A 23,999-nucleotide genomic window follows, 5' to 3' on the forward strand; every position below is an offset into this window, starting at 1 on the left:
TACTGTTTTTGTTACAAGTTCCCGAAAGGATTTAGCAAGTAATTGTCGTTACTTACTAAAGATGCCTTGTAACCGAAACTATTTAGGGGGAATAACATTATGACAGAAAGACATTTATTTACATCAGAATCCGTTTCAGAAGGACATCCAGATAAGGTAGCTGACCAAGTCAGTGATGCAATTTTAGATGCGATTTTGGAGAAAGATCCGATGGCCCGCGTGGCATGTGAAACATCCGTAACAACTGGTTTAGTCCTAGTATTTGGAGAAATTTCTACAACAGCTTATGTAGATATCCAAAAAATTGTTCGTCAAACTGTGAAAGATATTGGTTATACACGAGCAAAATATGGATTTGATGGAGAGACTGTCGCAGTTCTTGTAGCAATCGATGAGCAATCACCTGATATCGCTCAAGGGGTTGACGCAGCCTTAGAAGTGCGTGATCAAGATGAAAAAGACGATATTGGCGCTGGTGACCAAGGCCTAATGTTTGGTTTTGCCGTTGACGAAACACCAGAATTAATGCCATTACCGATCGCGTTAAGTCATCGTTTGGTTCGCCGTTTAGCAGAATTGCGGAAGGAAAAAGTCTTACCTTACTTACGTCCTGATGCAAAATCTCAAGTAACAGTGGAATATGATGATCAAGGTCAACCACAACGTGTGGATACGATTGTCATCAGTACACAACATGATGATGAAACAACCTTAGAACAAATCGAAAAAGACATTAAAGAACAAGTAATCAATGAGGTGATTCCTCATGAACTTTTAGATGATGAAACAAAATACTTTATCAACCCAACTGGTCGCTTTGTAATCGGTGGCCCTCAAGGAGATGCCGGCTTAACTGGTCGTAAAATTATCGTTGATACTTATGGCGGTTATGCTCGTCATGGCGGCGGTGCTTTTTCTGGAAAAGATGCAACCAAAGTTGACCGCTCTGCTAGTTATGCTGCGCGTTATATCGCGAAAAACATTGTTGCTGCTGGTTTGGCGAAAAAAGTAGAAGTCCAATTAGCTTATGCAATTGGTGTGGCGCAACCAGTGTCTATTTCTATTAATACGTTTGGTACGAGTGATCTTCCAGAAAGTAAATTAATCGAAGCAGTTCGTAAAAACTTTGATTTACGTCCAGCAGGTATTATTGAAATGCTAGATTTACGTCGCCCAATTTATAAACAAACTGCGGCTTATGGTCATTTTGGTCGAACAGATATTGATTTACCTTGGGAACAAACAGATAAAGTTGAAGCGTTAAAAGCTAGTTTAGCTGAATAATTAAATAAAAAAAACAAGAAGTCAGCCAAGTATTGGCTGACTTCTTGTTTTTTTCCAATAATTTTTTTATGAAAAAGCATTTTTTTAAGACATTTTGTTCTTTTTTGTATAGAATAGCTATGGAGCAATTTAGAAAATTGACAATTGAATAGAAAAGGATGTGAATAAATGGCAAAAGAAACAAATGTTAAGTTAGTCACGGTGAGTGTTTTTGTGGCAACATTTATGACAGCCATTGAAGGGACCATTGTGTCTACTGCGATGCCAACGATTGTCGGCTCGTTACATGGCATGGAAATTATGAACTGGGTATTTTCAATTTATTTATTAACGAATGCGATGTTAACACCGATTTATGGGAAACTTGCGGATAAAATTGGTCGTAAACCTGTCTTCATGATTGGCATTATCATTTTTATTTTGGGCTCCTCGTTGTGTGGCTTTGCTCAAGATATGTTGACCTTAATTATTGCCCGCGCAATTCAAGGTGTGGGGGCAGGCGCAATTTTACCAGTTGCGTTAACGATTATTGCCGATATGTATTCATTGGACAAGCGAGCGAAAATTTTAGGCTTAAACAGCGCCGCCTGGGGAATTGCCAGTATTTTTGGTCCGTTAGCAGGTGGTTTTATTGTAGATACAGTCGGTTGGCATTGGATTTTCTTCATTAATGTTCCTATTGGACTTGTTTTATTGGGCTTGATTAGTATTTTCTTAGTTGAACCAAAGCGGGAACGGACCAAGATGCCAATGGATATTTTGGGCAGCGTTACTTTGATGGCAGTGCTGCTAACGTTATTGCTAGGTTTTCAAATGATTAGCGATAATGGTTTTACATTAGTAACATTTGGTTGTTTGAGTTTGAGTGTGCTCTTTTTTGTAGCGTTTGTGATGATAGAAAAACGCGCGCAAGACCCAGTGATTGATTTGCATTTATTTAATCAACCAACGTTTGTTTTAGTAAATCTTATTGCAGCGCTTATTAGCGGTTTCTTAATGGGGATTGATGTCTACATTCCGATGTGGATGCAAGGTGTCTTAGGAAAAAGTGCAGGAATTGGTGGCTTAGTTTTAGCGCCTATGTCGTTACTTTGGATGGCTGGATCATTTATAGCAAGTAGCTTTATGGAAAAATATGCTATGAAAAAAGTCTTAACGATTGGGTTATCGATTCTATTAGTCGGGGCCATCTTTTTAGTGGTAATGCCAATGGCCGTTCCGTTTTGGCTTTTCTTTGTAGTGTCTTCTGTCTTAGGAGTTGGTTTTGGGATTACTATCACAACGACTACGGTGACAGCACAAAGTACAGTGGAGCCTGAAAAAATGGGGGTTGCAACATCGTTTAATACGTTGGTGCGTACAATTGGGCAGACTGTGATGGTGTCAATTTTTGGTGTGATTTTAAATGCAGGAATGTTTGCGAAATTGGAAGCGAGCGCGTTAAACGTCGATGCAGATGTCATGAATCAATTAGTGAATCCACATACTGCAAATTTAATTCCAGCTGCGTTGTTAAAACCATTACGCGGTATCCTCTATGCAGGTCTGCATAATGTTTACTTAGTCGGTGCGGGCTTAGTTGTTGTCGCTCTTTTGTTAAATATTTTCGCAAAAGCGCAACGAGCGAAGGTTTAGTGGTACACTAATAGAAAGAGTATTGGAGGGAAAAGTAGATGGCCTTTTTACAAGCAAATATTTATTCAAATGTATTGGAAATGGAAGTGAATGTGAACGTAATTTTACCACAAGAAACGGTAAAAAAAGTGGGCACAAGTACCCAAGCAGCATTGACAGATATTCCTGTGTTGTATTTATTACATGGGATGGGAGGAAATCACAGCGTCTGGGCTCGCAGAACCTCTATTGAGCGGTATGTCGCTGATTTGGGGATTGCTGTCATTATGCCGTCCACGGATTTAGCTTGGTATACGGACACACAATACGATATGAACTATTGGACGTTTATCTCAGAAGAATTACCGAGAATTTGTCATCAACTCTTTCCACAGTTAAGTACAAAACGAGAAAAAACCTTTGCCGCTGGTTTGTCAATGGGTGGTTATGGCTCCTTGAAATTAGGATTAGCGAAACCAGAATCTTTTGCAGCCGTTGCTTCTTTGTCTGGGGCAGTTAGTTTATCATCCACTAGTTTTGGGGAATTATTAAAAGTCCGTAAGCGAAGCTATTGGGAAGGTATTTTTGGCCCGTTAGATCAAATTGAAGGTTCCATTCACGATCCGCTGTATTTATTACAACAATTAGTAGAAAGCCAAACAGAAATGCCCCAATTTTACCTTTGTTGTGGGGATCAAGATATGTTACTTTCTGCTAATCAACAGATGGCTCAAGCGTTGGAACAGGCACAGGCAAGTTACACTTTTGAAACTGGACCAGGAGAACATGACTGGGTGTTCTGGGATGAATGGATTCAAAAAGCCTTGGCTTGGCTACCAATACCAAAATAGAGAAAGTAGTTTTCAATATTTATTTTAAAAGTTAACCCTTGGTCCGTCAGTCGAAATGACTGACGGACCAAGGGCTTTTTTTATTTAGATGAAGAGGTGTTGTCTGCTTGCAACCCATCTAAGTAGGTTTTAACGGCTTGAATAAAGGCGGATTTTTGGTGGATGGAGTGTCGAAATTGAATGCTTTCCTCCATGTACGTTAACTCATTGTCGGAGACATATTGTTTCATGTGCAGCACTTGTTCTTTTAAATAGTCATCTCCGTTCAATACTTGCGAAACGAGCTGTTTTTCCTCCGTTGCGTCCATAATCATCCCAAATAAAAGATGTTGTAAAGACGTTACTGCTAAATGAGTCATTTCTGGTGAAAAACCTGCTTCTCTTAAAATGCCCATCATTTGATTCAAATGGCGTAATCGTTGGGGATAGGCAGGGACGGTTTGGATTTCGATAGCTACGGCACAGGGAAATTGTTGATAGAGATCATAATAGTTTTCCATGAAGGCTAGTAAGTCAGAATACCATTCACCACATAATGCAGGTTCTTGAAAGTGCTCTTCAATCGCTTCAGCCATACTTTGAAGTAAGGCTTGCTTATTTTTAAAATACCAATAAATTGCGGGCGCCTGTACACCAAGCTGTTTGGCGACTTTACGCATAGAAAGTTGTTCTAAAGTGGGACTTTTTTCTAACAAAGAAAATGCGGCTGCAATAATCGTGTCTTTTGATAATTTTGGTTCCATGATTTTAGCTCCTATTAAACGTTATCTTCGTAAGTTTATCAAAAAGAAGGTACACTTTATGATAGGAAAAACTTGTGAAAAATTAACTTGTTCGCTTGTATTTTACCACTAAAAATGGTAAATTATGAATCGGCCTTATTTTACAGTGTTAAATTGGTGAAGTCAATGAGCAAATTGATTTTTTTGTAATGGGGAAGAATTCGCAGACCAACACTGAAGAAGCAGGGAACTATTTTAAGAAAGTAGGGATAAGATGGACCTTATTATTCAACACGCCAAAAAATACAAAGGCTCGGTAGTTATTGCCTTGTTGGCGGTGATCGTAATGGTTGTCTCAGCACTTTGGCAACCAAAATTGTTACAACAAGTGTTGGAAGCAATTATGAATGACGATAGCGACAAAATGAAAAACTTAGGGATTCAATTAATTGCCATTGCAGGATTAGGACTCGTTGCAGGGGTTATTAATACAATTTTTTCTGCCAAAGTTGCCCAAGGTGTCAGTGCTGACATTCGTGAAGCAACTTTCCGCAAAATCCAAACCTTTTCATTTGGCAATATCGAAAAATTTTCAGCAGGTAACTTAGTTGTTCGTTTAACAAATGACGTTACTCAAATTCAAAATGTCATTATGATTGCGTTGCAGACACTTTTTAGAATTCCTTTTTTATTTATCGGGAGTTTTATTTTAGCGATGCTAACCTTGCCACAACTATGGTGGGTGATTGTTGCACTTGTCATCGCAGTTATTTTGATTTCTATGCTGTCCTTTTCGCAAATGGGCAAGCATTTCATGATTATTCAAAACTTGATTGATAAGATTAATGGTATCGCAAAAGAAAATTTGTTAGGCATTCGTGTCGTCAAATCATTTGTTCAAGAAAAAAATCAATTGTCACGTTTTACAAAAGTGAGTGAAGAATTAACCACCCATAACTTAATCGTAGGTAGCTTATTTGCTGTGATGATTCCAGCGTTTATGTTGGTGGCGAACTTAGCCGTTGTAGGCTCGATTTTCTTTGTGAGTAACTTAGTCAAGGACGATCCAACTTTAATCGGTGGTGTCGCTTCCTTTATGAACTATTTAATGCAAATCATGATGGCGATTATTATCGGCGGAATGATGATGATGATGACTTCTCGTGCCGCTGTTTCCATTAAGCGGATTAAAGAAGTGATGGAAACAGAACCAGATGTTACCTACAAAAAAGTCCCAGAACAAGAGTTAATTGGTAGTGTTGAGTTTGACCACGTATCTTTCCGTTATCCTGGGGATGAAGAAGATACCTTGAAAGACATCTCTTTCTCTATTCAGCCAGGTGAAATGATTGGGATTGTGGGCGCAACTGGCGCTGGTAAATCTACATTGGCACAATTAATTCCACGTTTGTTTGATCCGACAGAAGGAAAGATTGAAGTTGGTGGTGTCGATTTACGAGAAGTGAACGAACACAGTTTACGAAAAACAGTTTCCTTTGTATTGCAAAAAGCAATCCTGTTCTCTGGAACGATTGCGCAAAATCTACGCCATGGTAAACGTGACGCTTCTGAAGCAGACATGGAACGGGCTTCAGGCATCGCCCAAGCCAAGGAATTTATTGAAAAATTAGCAGAAGGTTATGATGCACCCGTTGAAGAACGAAGTAATAACTTTTCTGGTGGACAAAAACAACGGTTATCAATTACTAGAGGTGTGATTGGTGAGCCTAAAATTTTGATTTTAGATGATAGCACCAGCGCGTTGGATGCTCGTTCGGAGCGGTTAGTCCGAGAAGCGTTGGATAAAGAGTTAAAAGAGACTACCACGATCGTTATTGCCCAAAAAATTTCTTCTGTTGTCCATGCAGATCGTATTTTAGTATTGGATAATGGACGTTTAGTCGGGGAAGGCACGCATGAAGAATTAGCAGCTACGAACCCCGTGTATCAAGAAATTTATGAAACTCAAAAAGGAAAGGAGGAAGCTTAATGACTGATTTAATAAAAGCTAGTAAATTTTTCTATCATTATTTAAAACGTTACAAAGTTTCTTTCCTCTTTATTTTCTTAGCAATTTTCGCAGCGACTTATTTACAAGTCAAAGCGCCGCAATTCGTTGGGGAAGCTATTCAGGAATTAGCGAAATATGCGGTTAATGTGATGCAAGGAAAAGACGATAAAAGTGCGTTCGTTTCTGTCATTTGGAAACTGCTCATTTTTTATGTCTTAACTAGTGCCGCTAGTTTCATTTATAGTATTCTCTTTACACAAGTCGTGGGGAAATCGACAAACCGCATGCGGATTGGTTTGTTTAACAAACTAGAAAAATTGACGATTCGTTTCTTTGATTCTCATCAAGATGGTGAAATTTTAAGTCGTTTTACTAGTGACTTAGACAACATCCAAAACAGTTTAAACCAAGCGTTGCTACAAGTATTAACCAATATTGCCTTATTGGTTGGTGTCTTAATCATGATGTTCCGTCAAAATGTGGAACTGGCATGGGCCACAATTGCTTCTACGCCGATTGCGATTTTAATTGCGGTCTTTGTGATTAGCAAGGCGCGTAAATATGTCGATTTACAGCAAGATGAAGTGGGTAAATTAAATGGCTATATGGATGAAAAAATTAGTGGGCAACGTGTGATTATCACTAATGGCTTACAAGAAGAAACCATTGACGGTTTTTTAGAGCAAAACGAAAAAGTTCGTGCAGCTACGTATAAAGGTCAAGTGTATTCAGGATTACTTTTCCCAATGATGCAAGGAATGTCATTAGTCAATACGGCAATTGTTATTTTCTTTGGTGGTTGGTTAGCAATCAATGGTTCTGTTGATCGTGCCGCTGCGTTAGGTTTAGTCGTTATGTTTGTCCAATATTCCCAACAATATTATCAACCATTAATGCAAATTTCTTCAGGTTATAGCATGATTCAATTAGCTGTTACAGGCGCTCGTCGTTTAAATGAGATGTTTGATGAACCAGATGAAATTCGTCCCGAAAATGGCGAAAAATTAGAAGAGATTAACAAAGCTGTGGCTTTAAATCATGTTGTTTTTGGCTATAATCCAGAAACGCCTGTGTTGAAAGATGTTTCTATTCATGTGGATAAAGGTGAAATGGTCGCTTTAGTCGGACCGACAGGCTCAGGAAAAACAACGATTATGAATTTAATGAATCGCTTTTATGATGTGAATGAAGGCGCCGTAACGTTTGATGGTGTGGACATTCGTGAAATGGATTTAGATAGCTTGCGTTCACATGTAGGCATTGTTTTGCAAGAGTCCGTTCTATTTTCAGGAACAATTCGTGAGAATATTGCTTTTGGTAAGCCAGAGGCCACGGATGAAGAAATTGTTCAAGCAGCGAAACAAGCGAATATCCATGAATTTATTGTAAATCTTGAGCAAGGCTACGATACTGAGATTACGGAAGAGAATAACCTTTTCAGTACGGGGCAAAAGCAATTAGTAAGTATTGCACGAACGATTATTACCAATCCAGAATTATTAATTTTGGATGAAGCAACAAGTAATGTTGATACAGTAACAGAAGCTAAAATCCAAAAAGCGATGGACGAAGCAATTAAAGGGCGCACCAGTTTTGTGATTGCCCATCGTTTGAAAACGATTCTAAATGCGGATCGGATTATTGTTTTACGAGACGGTGAAGTCATTGAAGAAGGCAACCACCATGAACTAGTTGAACAAGATGGATTCTATGCGGAACTTTATAAAAATCAATTTGTTTTTGAATAAGTCGAAAAAGAAGCAAAATGAGTCATTCTCATTTGCTTCTTTTTTTGCTATGCTAAATAGAAAAAGGAGAAATGTCAATGGAAAAAATGAGGAATGTACGGCAATTACGGCGCACGTTTTTGGTGCTAAATACTTTATTTGTACTGAGTGTATTCAGAGAGAATCGATGGACAAAATCGGCACTGCTTTTTTGGTTGTTGGCTAATAGTTTTTTATCTGGACTGCAGTGGTTGATTTATCTTGGGGGCGAAAAAGGCTGGTTGACACATTTGCAGCGGTGGTATTATTGCGCGATTCTTCTCCAAATAGCAGGCACATTGATTGTATATTTTTCGTTTTTTGTATAAAGGTCTCTCGTTTCTTGCCGGAGAATATGCTAAAATAAAAAGCAGCAGGGGGCGAGAAAACCATGGAAAAGCCAAATAAACGCAAAGCTGATTTAGAACGTACACGGCAAATTATTTTGTCTGTCGCTTCTGAATTATTCATGACAAAGGGGTTCAAAAATACCTCCACTCGTGAAATTGCTTTAAAAGCGAACATTACCCAACCGAATCTCTATCACCATTTTAAAAATAAAAAAGAACTGTATTTAGCTGTGATTGAAGAATTAACGTCCCGTGTTCAGGAAGAATTAGTCCCAATTGTTTCTGGAAATGCATCAGTAGAAGAAAAACTTTATCAATTAATCAAAGTTTTGTTAGATGAACATCCGACCAATCTTTTCTTAATGTTGAACGACATGTTTCAAGAAATGGGCCCTGATTACAATCGTACGCTGTATCAAATTTTCAAAAAAACCTATATCAATAATATTGCGGCTATTTTTGAAAGTGAACATGAAACCAATTGCTTACAAGAGGGCATCAGTGTAGATGATGCAACTCGGTTTATTTTATATAACGTTAGTGCATTATTAAGTATTGAAAAAACGTACCAGCGAAAAACAGTGGATGACGATGTCAAAAAATTTATTCAATTTATGCTACATGGCGTTCTGAAAAGTCACAAATAAAAAATAGAGAAGCCCTGTTGAAAAACAGACTTCTCTATTTTTTTGTAAAATTCACTTATCGATTGATAAATAATTATTGATTTATCGATTGATAAGTGGTATAGTTTATTTCGAAAAGAAGAAAGAGGTGAACCATTCATGTTTTTAGGATTTAATGAAATGAAGTATTCAAAAGGACGGTACGTCCTTGTAGTCTTAGTAATGGTCTTGATTGCTTGGTTAATTTTTATTTTGTCAGGTTTAGCGAACGGTTTAGCTCAAGGAAATCGTTTAGCCGTAGATCAATGGCAAGCGAATCAAGTGGTTTTATCAAAAGAGGCCAATAGTAATTTAAATGTATCAGTGTTAGATGAAAACGTGAAAGAAACGATTTCAGGAGGCAAAATTGCACCGATTGGTCAACAGTCGTTAGCCATCCGCCCAGCAGATGACAAAAAGGCTGAATTAACGAATGTTAGCTTATTTGGGATTGAAAAAGAAAGTTTTTTAATGCCAAAAGTGATTGAAGGAAACGCATTTACTGATAAAAATCAAGTGATTGCTTCAGAAACATTGAAAAATCAAGGATTTAAAATTGGCGACAAATTAACTGCAGGGAAATATGATGAGCAATTAGAAATTGTCGGCTTTATTTCTAAAAGTAGCTATAACATTGTGCCAGTTATTTACACTTCTCTGGATACTTGGCGGTCAATTAAATATGGTGACAATCCAGCAATGGCCAAAATGGTTAATGGTTTCATTGTTCGCAGCAAGGACAACGCGGAAGTTAAAACGACTAATAAAGACAGCCAAGTTCTTTCAATTTCAGATTTTATTGAAAAACTGCCAGGATACAGCGCTCAAAACTTGACCTTGGATGGTATGATTTATTTCTTGATTGTGATTGCAGCGTTCATTATCGGTATTTTTATCTTTGTGATGACTTTACAGAAAACAGCAATGTTCGGTGTCTTAAAAGTTCAAGGGGTGCCGACTAGTTTCTTAGCAAAGGCAGTCATGCTACAAACCGCTTTATTGGCTGTTCTAGGAGTGGCGATTGGTCTTGCTTTAACGGGAATTACCGTGCTCTTTTTACCAGAAGCGATGCCTTATGCAACTAATGGACCACGCATGATTTTGTTTAGTGTACTATTGATTTTATCTGCATTAATTGGCGGGGCATTTTCAATTCGAACGATTGCTAAAATTGATCCGTTAATCGCGATTGGAGGTTAGAGACATGGCAAATGTTTTAGAAATGAAAAATATTTATAAAAAATATGGTGAAAAACATACAGAAGTGATCGCGTTAAAAGAATTATCTTTTGCGGTTCAGCCAGGTGAATTTGTCGCAGTAATTGGTCCTTCTGGTTCTGGTAAAAGTACCTTTTTAACGATTGCAGCTGGTTTACAGGCACCGACAAGTGGCGAAGTCATTGTTGGCGGGCAATCACTAAATAAGTTAACGAAAAAGCAACGTTTGGCGCAACGTTTTCAAAAAATCGGCTTTATTTTACAAAGCTCTAATTTGGTGCCATTTTTAACAGTGGAAGATCAATTTCACTTAATTGAAAAAGTTGATAAGTCACGTAAAAATAGTGAATTAAAAGAGCAATTGTTAGAGACGTTGGGTTTAAAAGAATTACGAAATAGTTATCCTCGTGATCTCTCTGGTGGGGAAAGACAACGGGTAGCCATTGCGTGTGCATTGTATCATGAGCCAGACGTAATTTTGGCAGATGAACCAACGGCTAGTTTAGATACAGAAAAGGCGTTTGATGTTGTCCAATTACTAGCGAAAGAGGCCAAAGAGAAAGATAAAGGGATTATCATGGTGACACATGATGAGCGTTTGTTGAAATACTGTGATCGAGTGGTTCGTATTCGTGATGGTGAATTGACAGAGTAACAAAACAAATAAAAGAGAACATGATCGGATTGCTGGAGACAATCCGACCATGTTCTCTTATTTCTTTTCAATACAGAAAAGAACAGGTGGCTGATTTTTTTGATTGATAAACTCATAACGTAAGACACTGTAAACATCTTGTGGTAAGGCTTGCGTGTAATTCGTGACCAAATCAAGTTCCTCTGAACCACCTTCGTGGCCATAATAAACGACTAAAATAATGCGACTTCCTTTTACCAAATGAGGCAGTAACCCATCTAACGCCTGTTTAGTCGTAGTGGGTTTTGTAATAATTTCCTTATTACTTTTAGGTAAATAGCCTAAGTTAAAAATAGCGGCAGTGATTTCTGTTTCTTCATCTAGGACAGCATGAAGATGTTCATGTCCTAATGGAAATAACGTAGTTTGTGGGAGTAAATTAAGTTCTGTTAACTTTTGTTCTGTATTGATCAACGCTTCTTTTTGGATATCAAAGGCGAAAACTTCACCAGAAGGGCCAACCAGCTCTGCTAAGAATGCTGTATCATGACCATTTCCCATTGTTGCATCAATGACGAAGTCGCCAGGTTCCACTACTTCTTTTAAAAGTTGGTGACTAAAATGTAGGGCTGTTTGTAGCATTAATTGAAAACTTCCTTTCCTGAAATGACAGTATATTTTCCTTGATAACTGTTGCGGCGTTTCATTTCCGCATCAATCGCATTGAGAACTTCCCATTTTTTCAAGCTCCACATCGGTCCGATAATTGTTTCAAAGGGAGCATCGCCTGTCAAGCGATGAATAACAATTTCGGGTGGAATCATTTCTAACTGATCACAAATCACTGAAACATAGGCTTCTTTGCTCATCAATTGTAAGCGTCCTTCATTATAATCCCGCATCATTTTGGTATTTGTCATTAAATGAAGTAAGTGCAGTTTAATCCCTTGGATATCTGAATCCTGAATAGTTCGCCGCACATTTTCGCGCATCATAGCGGGGGTTTCACCAGGTAGCCCGTTAATTAAATGTGTACAGACCCGAATCCCGTGTTTCCGTAATTTAGCCACGCCATCTAGATATGTTTGATAATCATGAGCGCGATTAATGGCAGCGCTAGTTTCCTCAAATGTGGTTTGCAAACCCAACTCTACCCATAAATAAAAGCGTTCATTTAATTCGGCTAAATAGTTCACTACCTCATCAGGCAAACAATCAGGACGGGTACCAATGGATAAACCAACGACACCTTTTTCATTGACTACTTGTTCAAACCGATGACGAATAACGTCAACGGGCGCATGTGTATTGGTGAAATTTTGGAAGTAAACAATGTATTGATCGACAGTTGGCCATTTTTGATGCATCAATTGGATTTCTTTTTGAAATTGAAGCGGCAGGGGATCGCTAGGTGCAACAATCATGTCGCCTGAGCCAGAAACACTACAGAACGTACAACCACCTTTGGCAACCGTCCCATCACGATTGGGGCAATCAAAGCCACCATCAATTGGCACTTTAAAAATCTTTTCACCAAACTGTTGACGAAGTGCATAGTTCCAAGTGTGATAGCGTTTATTTGGATCATCTGAATAAGGGAAAATTTGCATAATCAAGACTTCTTTCTAGCGTTGTTTGCTTTGAAATCGCCAAACAAAGCGTTTTTCTAAATAAATAGGGTAACTTAATAACAACCAAGCTAAACCAAGACAAAAACCACCTAAGATATCGCTAGGGAAATGGACACCTAAATAGATTCGACTAACCCCAATCATGAAAATCCCAATACCTAGTAAAATTTGCATACAAAGGCGGACCGTTTTATTTTTAATGAAAATTGGCAGAATCAATAAAATAGTGCCGTAGAACAAGGTACTTCCTACAGCATGTCCGCTAGGAAAACTATAAGTATGTTCAGTTACTAAATGCTCCAAAGTAGGACGTTGGCGCATAAAGAATAATTTTAATAAAGAATTACCTACGCCAGCAATTAAGGCAGTATTAATAAAGAGCCATAATGCTTCAGCATAATATTTCCAAACAATAAACAGAGCAATGACAACGATTGCTAAGATGATAATCGTCAATGAATTGGCAAATTTGGTGTACCAAATAAAAAAGTTATTTAGCTGTGGAAAAGGACGACGAACAAAAGAAGTAATCGTTTGATCAAAGCCTTTGAGCCAGGTTGGATAAAAACGAACAACATAGCCTAAAAACATAAATACTAAAAGAAAACAACTACCTGCAAATTGATAATAAAGTTTGTTTTTCATAAAAAATCCTTTCAAAATTTAATCGCAACAATCCGTATTATACCATCAAAAGGGTAAAAAATTAAAAGATAATTTCATTGCCTGATTAGAGGGGATACAGATATTAAAAAAGTTCTGGCAGCACAATCTCTCATTGTGGTGCTAGAACTTTTTTAAATGGCGCATGTTTATTGATTATCATCATCAGGAGTATCAACGGTAATATCGCCGAATTCGCTAGAAAGGTTAAACTCTGTATCCGCACGACCATTCTTATAAGATGTTCGCTCTTTGTTTAAAAGTTGAACATCGCCTAATTTTGATTCCCCTTTGATTGAAATGTTACGCAAAATTTCTCCAGAATTTACATAAATATCTCCATGGACAAGAGCAACAGTTAATTTTTTAGGCACAGCTGGCATGTCTAAAGAAAAATCACCATTTTCACTTGAAAAGTTAGCTTCTCCTTTGAAATCATAGACGCTAATATCGCCATCTGTCGTTGTTGCTTGGATGTTTCCACGAGCATTTTGCACTCGAATATCACCAGAAGTAGTAGTATTTTTGATTTCATCGAAATAGGCTGAATCCAACGTTATATCGCCGTCAGTGGTTTCAACTGTTGCTTTTTTAGCGGAAGTATCCGCTGAAAGGTAGATACCATCTGAAGAGTTAAGCGTCATTTTTTTGGTTTTAACACCCGATAGACTAACATAAGAATTTGGTAGATTAGTTGTTAATTCGTCTACGTTAAAAGCATTCAATGAAACTGGTGAATGGGTTGAGCCATCAATTACTAACTTTTTCACATTATTAGGAATCTGGACACTCACGTTCGGTGTGAAGTCACTAAAAATACCAATATTAAAGAATGACAATTCGGGTTGGTTTTGTGTGCGAGTGGTATTGATGGTTGCTGTTATTTTATTTTTTTCTTCTTTGACATTTAAGGTGCCTTCAGCTTTTGAATAAAAGGCATTATTCGGTGATCGTAATCCCATTTTGTTACTATCAGTTTTATAAATGGTATAAGGGCCTTTGCCTTTTAAGGATAAGTGAAGTTCTTCGCCTGCTTGTTTATTTTTTAGTGTATAACTTTCTTTTAGCGGTGTGACTGATTTTTCCGCTTGCTTGTAATAATAGACGGCGCCAGATCCACCAATTAGCATCGCTAAGACAGCAATGGATAAGAGAATCCCTGTTGTTTTTTTCATTAGATATCACCTCGTAAAACAGCAATGTTCCATTGGAAATAACGCTTAAAGACATGTGCTGAAAATTTTAAAATTGGTAGAAACAGTAACCAACCAATGATTGATGCACCAAATAAAAAGAGACTCATAGATAATTGGAAAAAGGAAGCGGCATTTGCCTGGGTAATAACACTATAAATACCATAAATTGGTGAAAATAAAGTTGCAGCTCCGGCAATGCCACAACCGACGTACATTAAGGCAATCCCTAAAATAACCCAAAACATGAAGAAAAAATTTAAACAGAAAATACCAAGCACTTGGAAAAATCGGGTTAGCGGCCGATGCTGTGGTCGTTGATAGTATGGAGAATCATTATCATAGTAAAATTCAGATTCTTCTTCATAGGGATGATCATAAGCAGGTGTAGCCGCTGGAATTTCTTGCCAGCCATTATTTTCAATTTTTCGTTCCGTCAATTCGATGCCTTGTTCTTTTAAAATTTCTTCTGCGATAACCCGTGGTTTCCCCAATGATTTTGCCACTTGTTCTTCTGTTTCGCCTTCCGCAACACGAGCATCAAATAACGCCTTGTATTTCGCAAGAATAATAGCTTGATCTTTTGGATTTAACGCTTTTAAATAAATTTTCAGCTCAATAATAAAATGTTCTTTATTCATTCCGCTCCCTCTTTCTACACGATTCATTTCTCATCTTAAACTATAATTTCTTTTTGGGCGAATAACAAGAGAAATTAAAAAAATCAGACTAAGGTAAAGAAGCGTCTACAACTAAAGTCGCAGTTTTTTTCCGAGTAGTAACAAGAGAGTAAATCCATGTTAAAAAACATTACTTCTTTACAATCTAGTTACAGTAATATGAAATTTTGTTGAAGTGTTTTTAATTCGCCAGAAAAAAAGGTATACTTGTTATAATAACAAAACTAAAAAATTACATTTACATATAAGTTAAAAAAGGAAAGTTGGGGACGTATCAATGAAGAAAGAATCAATGTCACGTATCGAAAGAAGGAAAGCACAACAAAGAAAGAAAACGCCAGTACAATGGAAGAAGAGTACTACTTTATTCAGCTCGGCGTTAATTGTTTCATCTGTAGGAACGCCCGTTGCGTTATTACCAGTGACTGCTGAGGCAACAGAAGAGCAGCCAACAAATGCGGAAGTTGCCCAAGCACCTACTACGGAAACTGGCTTAGTAGAGACACCAACAACAGAAACTACGCCAGGAACTACGGAACAACCGACAACGGATTCGTCAACAACGACTGAATCGACAACTGAATCATCAAAAGAAACACCAACAACACCAAGTACCGAGCAACCAACAGTTGATTCAACTACACCTGTGGAATCAGGAACGACTGATTCTTCAGTAGCAGAAATCGCGCCAGTAGCTCCTTCAACAACCGAGTCCGAAGCAGCGCCTGCGGTTACACCAGATGATGAAGTAAAAGTACCCGAAGCTAGAGTAGCTTCTGCGCAAACTTTTTCAGCGTTATCACCGACGCAAAGTCCTTCAGAATTTATTTCCGAGTTAGCTCGTTGTGCACAACCTATTGCGCAAGCCAATGATTTATATGCATCAGTGATGATGGCTCAAGCAATCGTTGAAAGTGGTTGGGGAGCAAGTACGCTATCTAAGGCACCAAACTATAACTTATTTGGGATTAAAGGCAGCTACAATGGACAATCTGTCTATATGGATACATGGGAATATTTAAACGGCAAATGGTTAGTGAAAAAAGAACCTTTCCGTAAATATCCTTCTTACATGGAATCATTCCAAGATAATGCGCACGTGCTAAAAACAACTTCTTTCCAAGCGGGCGTTTACTATTATGCTGGGGCTTGGAAAAGCAATACAAGTTCGTACCGCGATGCAACTGCTTGGTTAACAGGTCGTTATGCGACAGATCCTAGCTACAATGCTAAATTAAATAATGTCATTACCGCATATAACTTAACTCAATATGATACACCATCTTCTGGTGGAAATACTGGGGGCGGAACAGTTAATCCAGGAACAGGCGGCTCGAACAATCAATCAGGAACGAACACGTACTATACTGTAAAATCAGGAGATACCTTGAATAAAATTGCCGCGCAATATGGTGTGAGCGTTGCTAATTTACGCTCATGGAACGGCATCTCTGGCGATTTAATTTTCGTTGGTCAAAAACTTATCGTGAAAAAAGGTGCTTCAGGTAACACTGGTGGCTCAGGCAGCGGTGGTTCTAACAATAATCAATCAGGAACGAACACGTACTATACTGTAAAATCAGGGGATACCTTGAATAAAATTGCCGCCCAATATGGCGTGAGCGTTGCTAATTTACGCTCATGGAATGGCATCTCTGGCGATTTAATTTTCGTTGGTCAAAAACTCATCGTGAAAAAAGGTGCTTCAGGTAACACTGGTGGCTCAAACAACGGTGGCTCTAACAATAATCAATCAGGAACGAATACGTACTACACAATTAAATCAGGCGATACCTTGAACAAAATTGCCGCCCAATATGGCGTGAGTGTTGCTAATTTACGCTCATGGAATGGCATTTCTGGCGATTTAATCTTCGCTGGTCAAAAAATTATTGTGAAAAAAGGTACTTCAGGTAACACCGGTGGCTCAAGCAATGGTGGTTCTAACAATAATCAATCAGGAACGAATACGTACTACACGATTAAATCAGGCGATACCTTGAACAAAATTTCTGCACAATTCGGTGTTAGTGTGGCTAACTTACAAGCCTGGAATAACATCAGCGGTAGTTTGATTTTTGCTGGTCAAAAGATTATCGTGAAAAAAGGCGCCAACTCAGGTTCAACGAATACGAACAAGCCTACGAATAATGGTGGCGGTGCGACAACATCCTACACGATTAAATCAGGTGATACGCTGAATAAAATTTCTGCACAGTTTGGCGTGAGTGTTGCTAATCTACGTTCATGGAACGGGATCAAAGGCGATTTAATTTTTGCTGGTCAAACAATTATCGTGAAAAAAGGCGCTTCTGCAGGTGGCAATGCTTCTTCAACAAATAGTGCATCAGGCAAACGCCATACAGTTAAAAGCGGTGATTCACTTTGGGGCTTATCAATGCAATACGGAATCAGCATCCAAAAAATCAAACAATTAAATGGCTTAAGCGGGGATACAATTTATATTGGTCAAACTTTAAAAGTTGGTTAATTTAAGATTGAAAAAAATAGCTATCTTTGGTAACATGAGTCTTATAATAGAAAAAAACAATGAGAAGGAATAGTAGAAAGAACCATGTGATAGAGAGCGTATGGCTGGTGGAAATACGTACAGAAGCTTTTGAACTCGCCTTTAAGTTACTTTTTTGAACAAAACAAGTAGGAAAAGTCGGTGACGACCGTTAAGACGTTTGAGGTTAAGGTGACGGTGACTGACCGTTTCTTTGACGAATTTAGGTGGTACCACGTTGCATTTGTATGTTCACGTCCTATAGGAATTTTTCCTATAGGACTTTTTTTTATCACTAAGTGGCTAGTTTAAGTCAGAATAGTGACAATGGCTGCAGGTGGCAAATTTTAAGAATGAAAAATTTTATATTACTAGGAGGAATAACATGAGCTACAATCACAAAGAGATTGAGAAAAAATGGCAAAAATATTGGGCTAAGAACAATTGTTTCAATACATTGGACGACCCAAATAAAGAAAAATTTTATGCACTAGATATGTTTCCCTATCCATCTGGACAAGGCTTACACGTAGGTCACCCGGAAGGCTATACAGCAACCGATATTCTTTCACGTATGAAACGTGCGCAAGGCTATAATGTGTTGCATCCAATGGGCTGGGATGCGTTTGGTTTGCCAGCAGAGCAATATGCGTTAGATACAGGAAATGACCCAGCTGAATTTACTAAGAAAAATATCGAAACATTCCGTCGCCAAATTAATTCACTAGGATTCAGCTATGATTGGAATCGTGAAATTAATACCACTGATCCTGAATATTACAAATGGACACAATGGATATTTACAAAATTATATGAAAAAGGGTTAGCTTATGAAGCAGAAGTTGCGGTTAACTGGGTACCTGAACTAGGAACTGTTATTTCAAATGAAGAAGTCATTGATGGAAAAAGTGAACGTGGCGGTTATGATGTGGTTCGCCGACCAATGCGTCAATGGATGTTGAAAATTACTGCTTATGCAGATCGCTTATTAGAAGATTTAGAGCTTGTTGATTGGCCAGAAAGTATTAAAGATATGCAACGAAATTGGATTGGACGTTCTGAAGGAGCCAATGTGACCTTTAAAGTCGCTGGCACAGAAGAAAGTTTCACGGTGTTTACAACCCGTCCTGATACCTTGTTTGGTGCAACCTATACTGTTCTAGCTCCTGAACTAGAACTAGTGAAAAAAATTACGACACCTGAACAAACAGCAGCTGTAGAAGCATATATTGAAGAAACCTCAAAAAAATCTGATTTAAATAGAACGGATTTAGCAAAAGAAAAAACAGGTGTTTTCACAGGTGCGTATGCGATAAATCCAGTCAATGGCCAAGAAATTCCAATTTGGATTGGCGATTATGTTTTAGCAAGCTATGGCACAGGCGCAATCATGGCGGTCCCAGCGCATGATGAACGGGATTACGAATTTGCGAAAACATTTGGCATTGATATCCTACCAGTAATCGCAGGTGGCGACATTACAACAGAAGCCTATACAGGGGATGGACCGCATATCAATTCTGATTTCTTAAATGGATTAAACAAAGCAGAAGCCATCGCTAAAATGAATGAGTGGCTAGAAGAAAATCACGTAGGGAAAAAAGAAGTATCTTATCGTTTACGTGACTGGTTATTCTCTCGTCAACGCTACTGGGGTGAACCAATTCCTGTGATCCATTGGGAAGATGGAACAACCACAACGGTTCCTGAATCTGAGTTACCTCTACGTTTACCAGTAACATCGGATATTCGCCCAAGTGGAACTGGGGAATCGCCATTAGCAAACATTGATGAATGGGTCAATGTCGTCGACCCTGAAACTGGCATGAAGGGAAAACGTGAAACGAATACTATGCCACAATGGGCTGGAAGCTCTTGGTATTACTTACGATTCATTGATCCTCATAATAAAAATGAAATTGCTGATTTTGAAAAATTAAAACGTTGGTTACCAGTTGATATCTATATTGGTGGTGCCGAACATGCGGTGCTGCATTTACTTTATGCTCGTTTTTGGCATAAATTCTTATATGATATTGGTGTGGTTCCTACCAAAGAACCTTTCCAAAAATTATACAACCAAGGTATGATTTTAGGAGAAAACAACGAAAAAATGTCTAAATCACGTGGCAATGTTGTAAATCCCGATGATGTGGTGGCTAAATATGGTGCGGATACGTTACGTCTTTATGAAATGTTCATGGGCCCATTAGATGCTTCCATTGCTTGGAATGAAAATGGCTTAGAAGGAAGTCGTAAATTCTTAGATCGCGTTTGGCGTCTGATTGTTGATGAAGAAGGAAAAATGCGTGACCGAATTACCACAATTAATGATGGCCGTTTAACGAAAGTTTATCATCAAACGGTTAAAAAAGTGACAGAAGATATGGCAAACTTGCACTTTAATACAGCGATTTCTCAATTAATGGTTTTTGTGAATGAAGCCAATAAAGTGGATGCCTTACCTTATGAATATGTGGAAGGATTTGTCCAATTACTTGCGCCAATCGCGCCACATATTGGTGAAGAACTATGGCAAATTTTAGGTAACGAGGAAAGTTTAACTTATGTCCCTTGGCCAACCTATGATGAAGCGGCCTTGGTAGAAGATGAAGTGGAAGTAGTTTTCCAAGTGAACGGAAAATTACGTGGCAAACAAAATGTCGCTCGTGGGTTAAGCAAAGAAGAATTAGAACAAATTGCAATGAACCATGAAGCTGTTAAAGAATTTATTGAAGGAAAAACAGTGCGCAAAGTGATTGCTGTTCCAGATAAATTAGTAAATATTGTTGCAAATTAAGTTATATGTTTTTATTAAAAAAAGAGCCTGACGTATCAAAACGTCAGGCTCTTTTTAAGGTTGTTTTGTTTTACCTTTTTGATTCATATGTTCTTTACATGCGATTGTTATAACCGAAAGCAAGGCGATGAAGAGAAAAAAGTAACCGAGCGGCGTACAGAAAAAGGCCGGTTCTTTTAAAAGTCCATCGCTAGATAATGTTGATCCAACTAAAATAGAGATCATAAATAATAAAAGACTAATCAAGCCAAGAGATAAGCTAATACGATATTTTTTCAACTTCAGTTCCTCCTTTAATGAACTATCACTAAGATAAATCAAAAAGGTTAACTTTTTTTTAGGCAACTGTTAAAACTTAGATAAGAAATCTATTTTCTAAGTTTGTCGTTGTTGGTAATTGGTTAAGATCATACGTGAAAAGGGACCGACAATCAGCAATTGATAAGGAAGGGCAACAATAAAGTTCAGGCCCCAAGCTTGGAAATACGCACTTAGTGACAACGTCTGGCCTTCCATTAATAAGCCAAATAAAGACATACAAGTCACCATGCCGATAATCATGAGACTCGAAATGGTCAGAATAAGTAATAGCCGTTTTTCTTTATTAAAGGGTAAAGAAAAAGCGATTTTCTTAGCTAAGACACCAACGATGAAAACGTCTAAAATAAAAGCAACGATAAATCCAGGAAGCAAACCTTTTGATAAGGCGTACAATGAAAATTCTCCATGCAATAATAAATTATAGGTGCTCATTCCGAAAACCATCAGAAAGCACATTAACGTAGTAAAAAGCATTCCTTCTTTTTTATTAGTAGGCATTTTTTTTCTCCTTTCATTTATTGAGAGTAATGATTGTTCTAGGCAGAAAAGGACAAATTCTCTCGACTTTTACTAGTGTAGCAAAAATAAAAGTTCTTCATAAGTTAGAATTTGCTAAGAATTTGATTCAAATAAAAAGGTGTACTAAGTCAGCAGTACACCTTTTTATTCGTTATTTAGTTTATTTTTGTGTTATTTGTAACGTCCTCTCCAAACCATTTTTGAGAAATTTTACTAAGGGTGCCATCTTTTCGTAACGTTTCAAAGGCAGTATTGATTTTTTGGACTAATTGATTGTCTGATTTGCGGACGCCCACAGCAAAATCTTCATTGTCATAGCCGACATGAGAAATAGTATAGTTTTTTAAATTATCTTCGTGGGAAAGATAGTAGTTGGCGTAGACGCGATCAATTAGGAGCCCATCAATTCGGCCAGATTTTAAATCTAAGAAAGCTTCATTAAAGCCGTCATATAAAATAGGCGTTTGGTCTTTAACAAATTTTTTCAAAACGTCAGGCTGACTTTCGAAGCCATCATAGCCAGAAGAGCCGTTTTGAACCCCTAAAATTTTGCCTTGCATGTCGCTCGCTGTTGCAATGTTTTTTTCTTTTAAAGAAACAAGTACTTGGTCGTTCGTCATGTAAGGTTGTGTGAATTGAACTTTTTCGGCCCGCTCGCTCGTTTTAGTGTAGCCGTTCCAAATAAGATCAATGGTTTGATTTTGTAATTCTGTTTCTTTCATAGACCAATCAATCGGTTGGAAGTCAACGGAAATGCCATAAAGTTTAAAAACCGCTTTGGCTAAGTCGACATCAAAGCCGACAATTTTGCCTGATTTATCTTGAAAACCCATGGGCACAAAGGAGTCATCTAAGCCAATAATAATCCGTTTTTCTTCGTTAATCCGTGTCCATTGATCTTCGTTGCTTTTTCTTTTACCACAACCTGCAAATAGGAGTAAACTACAACAGATAACCAGCAAGGCTAAAGAATATTTCTTTTTCATCATAAACTCCTTTCTATTGGACGGGGGCAACCGTCAAAAGATTGTCTGCAATTTTTTCAGCGAAAGCCATATCGTGGGTCACGACAATCTGTGTCATGCCTTGTTTCCGTAAATCTAAAATAACTTCTTCCACTTGTTGGCGTAAAGCTGGATCTAGCGCGCTCGTTGGTTCATCGTACCCAAGAACTTTTGGCTTCATTGCTAAGGCACGAGCAAGTGCAACTCGTTGTTTTTGTCCACCAGAAAGTTGGTACGGATAGAGTTTTTCTTTACCAGCCAAGCCCAATTTTTCCAGTAATTCTAAAGCTTCTTGCTGACTTTTTGCTTTTTCTTCTTTTAGTACTAATGTAGGTGCTAAGGTAATGTTTTCTAAAACTGATAAGTGAGGGAAAAGTTGGAAATCCTGGAAAACGACCCCAACCACTTGATCGGCATTGTCCATTTCAGCAGGATTGAAAGGAACACCATCCAACAAAAGCTCACCAGAATCAATGGTTTCTAAACCAGCCAAACAACGAAGTAAAGTGGTTTTTCCGCCGCCTGAAGGACCAACAATCGTTAAAATTTTACCCTCTGGAATTTCTAAATTTAAGTGATCAATAATGGTCCGGTTGTCAAAATGTTTGGTTAAATTTTTAATAGTTAACATGGTAGAGTCCTCCTATTTATAATATTGATAGAATTTTTCAATTTTCTTAGAAGCAATAGTCAAAATTGCCGTAAAGAGTAAATAAATCACTCCCACTAAAGCTAATGGCACTAATGTAACATCGCGGCTCATCGCAATTTTACCAGCACGTAAAAGATCGCCTAAGCCAAGAACATAAATAAGAGAAGTATCCTTGACCAAATTGATAATTTCATTTCCTACGGAAGGCAGCACGATTTTAACAACTTGTGGCAAAATAATCCGGGTGACTGTTTGAAAGCGTGTTAAACGTAAAACCTTAGCAGCTTCATATTGACCTTGGGGAATTGCTTGAATCCCCCCGCGAAAAATTTCAGCAAAGTACGCAGCATAATTTAAAATAAATGCGAATAAGGCCGCATCGTAACGTTCAAAGACAATACCAATTAATGGTAAGCCGTAAAAAACAAAAATTAATTGTAACAATAGCGGAGTGCCGCGCATTAACCAAATGTAGAGGTTAATTAAGTAACGTAAAGGTTTAAACGAACTTTGTAAAATAAAGGCAATGATAATCCCCAGTGGAATCGAGCCAAGGAGCGTAAAGAAAAAGACTTTCAGTGTCATGCCAGCTCCGCTAACTAAAGCAGGTAAAATTTCTAAAATATAATCCATCATTTTTTCCTCCAACAATTTTTATTAAAAAACAAAAAAGCCTCTTGGCTGTGAGCCAAGAGGACGAATCGCATTCGTGGTGCCACCTCAATTTACTTATCTTTCACAAGATAAGCCTTATGTAGTTGCGTTGACAACTACTCTCTGTTAACGATAGAGTCACCGGTTTTTCTTACTAAAGGATTCAGAAAAACATCTTTTAGGTGTGAGTAAAGAAGAATCCATCTTTTTCTTTCAGCCAATGAAAAAGTCTCTGTAAAGGAAGAGCTAAATTACTAT

22 protein-coding genes, 1 riboswitch and 2 other annotated features (1 of these 25 running past the window's edge) are annotated in these 23,999 nt (G+C 38.0%); of the genes, 11 read left to right on the forward strand and 11 right to left on the reverse strand.

The window, feature by feature from the left end; all coding sequences use genetic code 11:
* Window positions 1-6: 6 nt before the first annotated feature.
* A riboswitch (SMK box riboswitch) is annotated at window positions 7-102 on the forward strand.
* From metK to IGI63_RS12435, 3 genes are all read left to right on the forward strand, one after another.
* A complete protein-coding gene (gene metK, locus IGI63_RS12425; protein WP_002355656.1) occupies window positions 100-1,284 on the forward strand; it encodes a methionine adenosyltransferase in 1,185 nt (394 codons plus the stop codon). Its footprint overlaps the riboswitch before it by 3 nt.
* 168 nt (window positions 1,285-1,452) lie before the next feature.
* Complete coding sequence (locus IGI63_RS12430) at window positions 1,453-2,919, forward strand: MDR family MFS transporter (protein WP_002364774.1); 1,467 nt, start codon at window positions 1,453-1,455, stop codon at window positions 2,917-2,919.
* Window positions 2,920-2,957: 38 nt separating this feature from the next.
* Window positions 2,958-3,749, forward strand: a complete 792-nt coding sequence (locus IGI63_RS12435) for an alpha/beta hydrolase (protein ID WP_429975873.1) — start codon at window positions 2,958-2,960, stop codon at window positions 3,747-3,749.
* A gap of 80 nt (window positions 3,750-3,829) precedes the next feature.
* Here the strand turns inward: IGI63_RS12435 and IGI63_RS12440 are convergent, their stop codons facing one another.
* Window positions 3,830-4,492 (reverse strand): TetR/AcrR family transcriptional regulator, encoded by a 663-nt coding sequence (locus IGI63_RS12440; protein WP_002358755.1) that lies wholly within the window; start codon window positions 4,490-4,492, stop codon window positions 3,830-3,832.
* Between the two features lie 253 nt (window positions 4,493-4,745).
* Here IGI63_RS12440 and erfC point away from each other — a divergent pair, with 253 nt between their 5' ends.
* From erfC to IGI63_RS12470, 6 genes are all read left to right on the forward strand, one after another.
* Window positions 4,746-6,461, forward strand: a complete 1,716-nt coding sequence (gene erfC / locus IGI63_RS12445; protein WP_002355662.1) for a multidrug ABC transporter ATP-binding protein/permease ErfC — start codon at window positions 4,746-4,748, stop codon at window positions 6,459-6,461.
* Window positions 6,461-8,230: a multidrug ABC transporter ATP-binding protein/permease ErfD gene (erfD, locus tag IGI63_RS12450; protein WP_002358756.1), complete on the forward strand. Its 1,770-nt coding sequence runs from the start codon at window positions 6,461-6,463 to the stop codon at window positions 8,228-8,230. The genes erfC and erfD overlap by 1 nt, the downstream gene beginning before the upstream one ends.
* Window positions 8,231-8,307: 77 nt before the next feature.
* The gene (locus IGI63_RS12455; RefSeq protein WP_429975874.1) at window positions 8,308-8,577 is read left to right on the forward strand and encodes a hypothetical protein; all 270 of its coding nucleotides are present in this window, start codon (window positions 8,308-8,310) and stop codon (window positions 8,575-8,577) included.
* A gap of 62 nt (window positions 8,578-8,639) precedes the next feature.
* Window positions 8,640-9,245, forward strand: coding sequence for a TetR/AcrR family transcriptional regulator (locus IGI63_RS12460; protein WP_429975875.1), 606 nt, complete (start codon window positions 8,640-8,642; stop codon window positions 9,243-9,245).
* 138 nt (window positions 9,246-9,383) lie between these two features.
* A complete protein-coding gene (locus IGI63_RS12465) occupies window positions 9,384-10,463 on the forward strand; it encodes an ABC transporter permease (protein WP_002355665.1) in 1,080 nt (359 codons plus the stop codon).
* 4 nt (window positions 10,464-10,467) lie between these two features.
* Window positions 10,468-11,136: an ABC transporter ATP-binding protein gene (locus IGI63_RS12470; protein ID WP_002363221.1), complete on the forward strand. Its 669-nt coding sequence runs from the start codon at window positions 10,468-10,470 to the stop codon at window positions 11,134-11,136.
* 57 nt (window positions 11,137-11,193) lie between these two features.
* Here the strand turns inward: IGI63_RS12470 and IGI63_RS12475 are convergent, their stop codons facing one another.
* The 5 genes from IGI63_RS12475 to IGI63_RS12495 all read right to left on the reverse strand — a co-directional run bounded on the left by IGI63_RS12475 (window position 11,194) and on the right by IGI63_RS12495 (window position 15,243).
* A complete protein-coding gene (locus IGI63_RS12475) occupies window positions 11,194-11,757 on the reverse strand; it encodes a class I SAM-dependent methyltransferase (RefSeq protein WP_002368069.1) in 564 nt (187 codons plus the stop codon).
* Window positions 11,757-12,725, reverse strand: a complete 969-nt coding sequence (locus tag IGI63_RS12480; protein WP_002355668.1) for a TIGR01212 family radical SAM protein — start codon at window positions 12,723-12,725, stop codon at window positions 11,757-11,759. Before IGI63_RS12480 ends, IGI63_RS12475 begins: the two co-directional genes overlap by 1 nt.
* A gap of 15 nt (window positions 12,726-12,740) precedes the next feature.
* The gene (locus IGI63_RS12485; RefSeq protein WP_429975876.1) at window positions 12,741-13,391 is read right to left on the reverse strand and encodes a phosphatase PAP2 family protein; all 651 of its coding nucleotides are present in this window, start codon (window positions 13,389-13,391) and stop codon (window positions 12,741-12,743) included.
* Between the two features lie 167 nt (window positions 13,392-13,558).
* On the reverse strand, window positions 13,559-14,584 hold the full coding sequence (locus IGI63_RS12490; protein ID WP_429975877.1) for a DUF4097 family beta strand repeat-containing protein: 1,026 nt from the start codon (window positions 14,582-14,584) through the stop codon (window positions 13,559-13,561).
* Window positions 14,584-15,243 (reverse strand): DUF1700 domain-containing protein, encoded by a 660-nt coding sequence (locus tag IGI63_RS12495; protein ID WP_002381265.1) that lies wholly within the window; start codon window positions 15,241-15,243, stop codon window positions 14,584-14,586. The genes IGI63_RS12490 and IGI63_RS12495 overlap by 1 nt, the downstream gene beginning before the upstream one ends.
* Window positions 15,244-15,559: 316 nt before the next feature.
* Here IGI63_RS12495 and IGI63_RS12500 point away from each other — a divergent pair, with 316 nt between their 5' ends.
* Together IGI63_RS12500 and leuS are read left to right on the forward strand one after the other, a co-directional pair.
* Entirely contained in the window at window positions 15,560-17,773 is a 2,214-nt protein-coding gene (locus tag IGI63_RS12500) for an autolysin (RefSeq protein WP_429975878.1), read from the forward strand.
* A gap of 50 nt (window positions 17,774-17,823) precedes the next feature.
* Window positions 17,824-18,056 (forward strand) — a binding site (T-box leader).
* A 120-nt stretch (window positions 18,057-18,176) separates the two neighbouring features.
* Window positions 18,177-20,591 (forward strand): leucine--tRNA ligase, encoded by a 2,415-nt coding sequence (leuS, locus tag IGI63_RS12505; protein WP_002364766.1) that lies wholly within the window; start codon window positions 18,177-18,179, stop codon window positions 20,589-20,591.
* 54 nt (window positions 20,592-20,645) lie between these two features.
* Here leuS and IGI63_RS12510 read toward each other — a convergent pair whose 3' ends face one another.
* The 5 genes from IGI63_RS12510 to IGI63_RS12530 all read right to left on the reverse strand — a co-directional run bounded on the left by IGI63_RS12510 (window position 20,646) and on the right by IGI63_RS12530 (window position 23,723).
* Window positions 20,646-20,870, reverse strand: a complete 225-nt coding sequence (locus tag IGI63_RS12510) for a DUF3955 domain-containing protein (RefSeq protein ID WP_429975879.1) — start codon at window positions 20,868-20,870, stop codon at window positions 20,646-20,648.
* 96 nt (window positions 20,871-20,966) lie between these two features.
* Window positions 20,967-21,410 carry a hypothetical protein gene (locus tag IGI63_RS12515; RefSeq protein WP_002355676.1) on the reverse strand — a complete coding sequence of 148 codons (444 nt, stop codon included), beginning with the start codon at window positions 21,408-21,410 and terminating at the stop codon, window positions 20,967-20,969.
* Between the two features lie 176 nt (window positions 21,411-21,586).
* A complete protein-coding gene (locus tag IGI63_RS12520) occupies window positions 21,587-22,420 on the reverse strand; it encodes an amino acid ABC transporter substrate-binding protein (protein WP_002355679.1) in 834 nt (277 codons plus the stop codon).
* 10 nt (window positions 22,421-22,430) lie between these two features.
* The gene (locus IGI63_RS12525; protein ID WP_002355681.1) at window positions 22,431-23,066 is read right to left on the reverse strand and encodes an amino acid ABC transporter ATP-binding protein; all 636 of its coding nucleotides are present in this window, start codon (window positions 23,064-23,066) and stop codon (window positions 22,431-22,433) included.
* A 12-nt stretch (window positions 23,067-23,078) separates the two neighbouring features.
* Window positions 23,079-23,723: an amino acid ABC transporter permease gene (locus IGI63_RS12530; protein WP_429975880.1), complete on the reverse strand. Its 645-nt coding sequence runs from the start codon at window positions 23,721-23,723 to the stop codon at window positions 23,079-23,081.
* A gap of 53 nt (window positions 23,724-23,776) precedes the next feature.
* Window positions 23,777-23,999 (reverse strand) — a binding site (T-box leader); it runs 20 nt beyond the window's last position.

The organism is Enterococcus sp. DIV0086, from assembly GCF_050498705.1.
GTDB classification, from domain to species: Bacteria; Bacillota; Bacilli; order Lactobacillales; family Enterococcaceae; genus Enterococcus; species Enterococcus faecalis.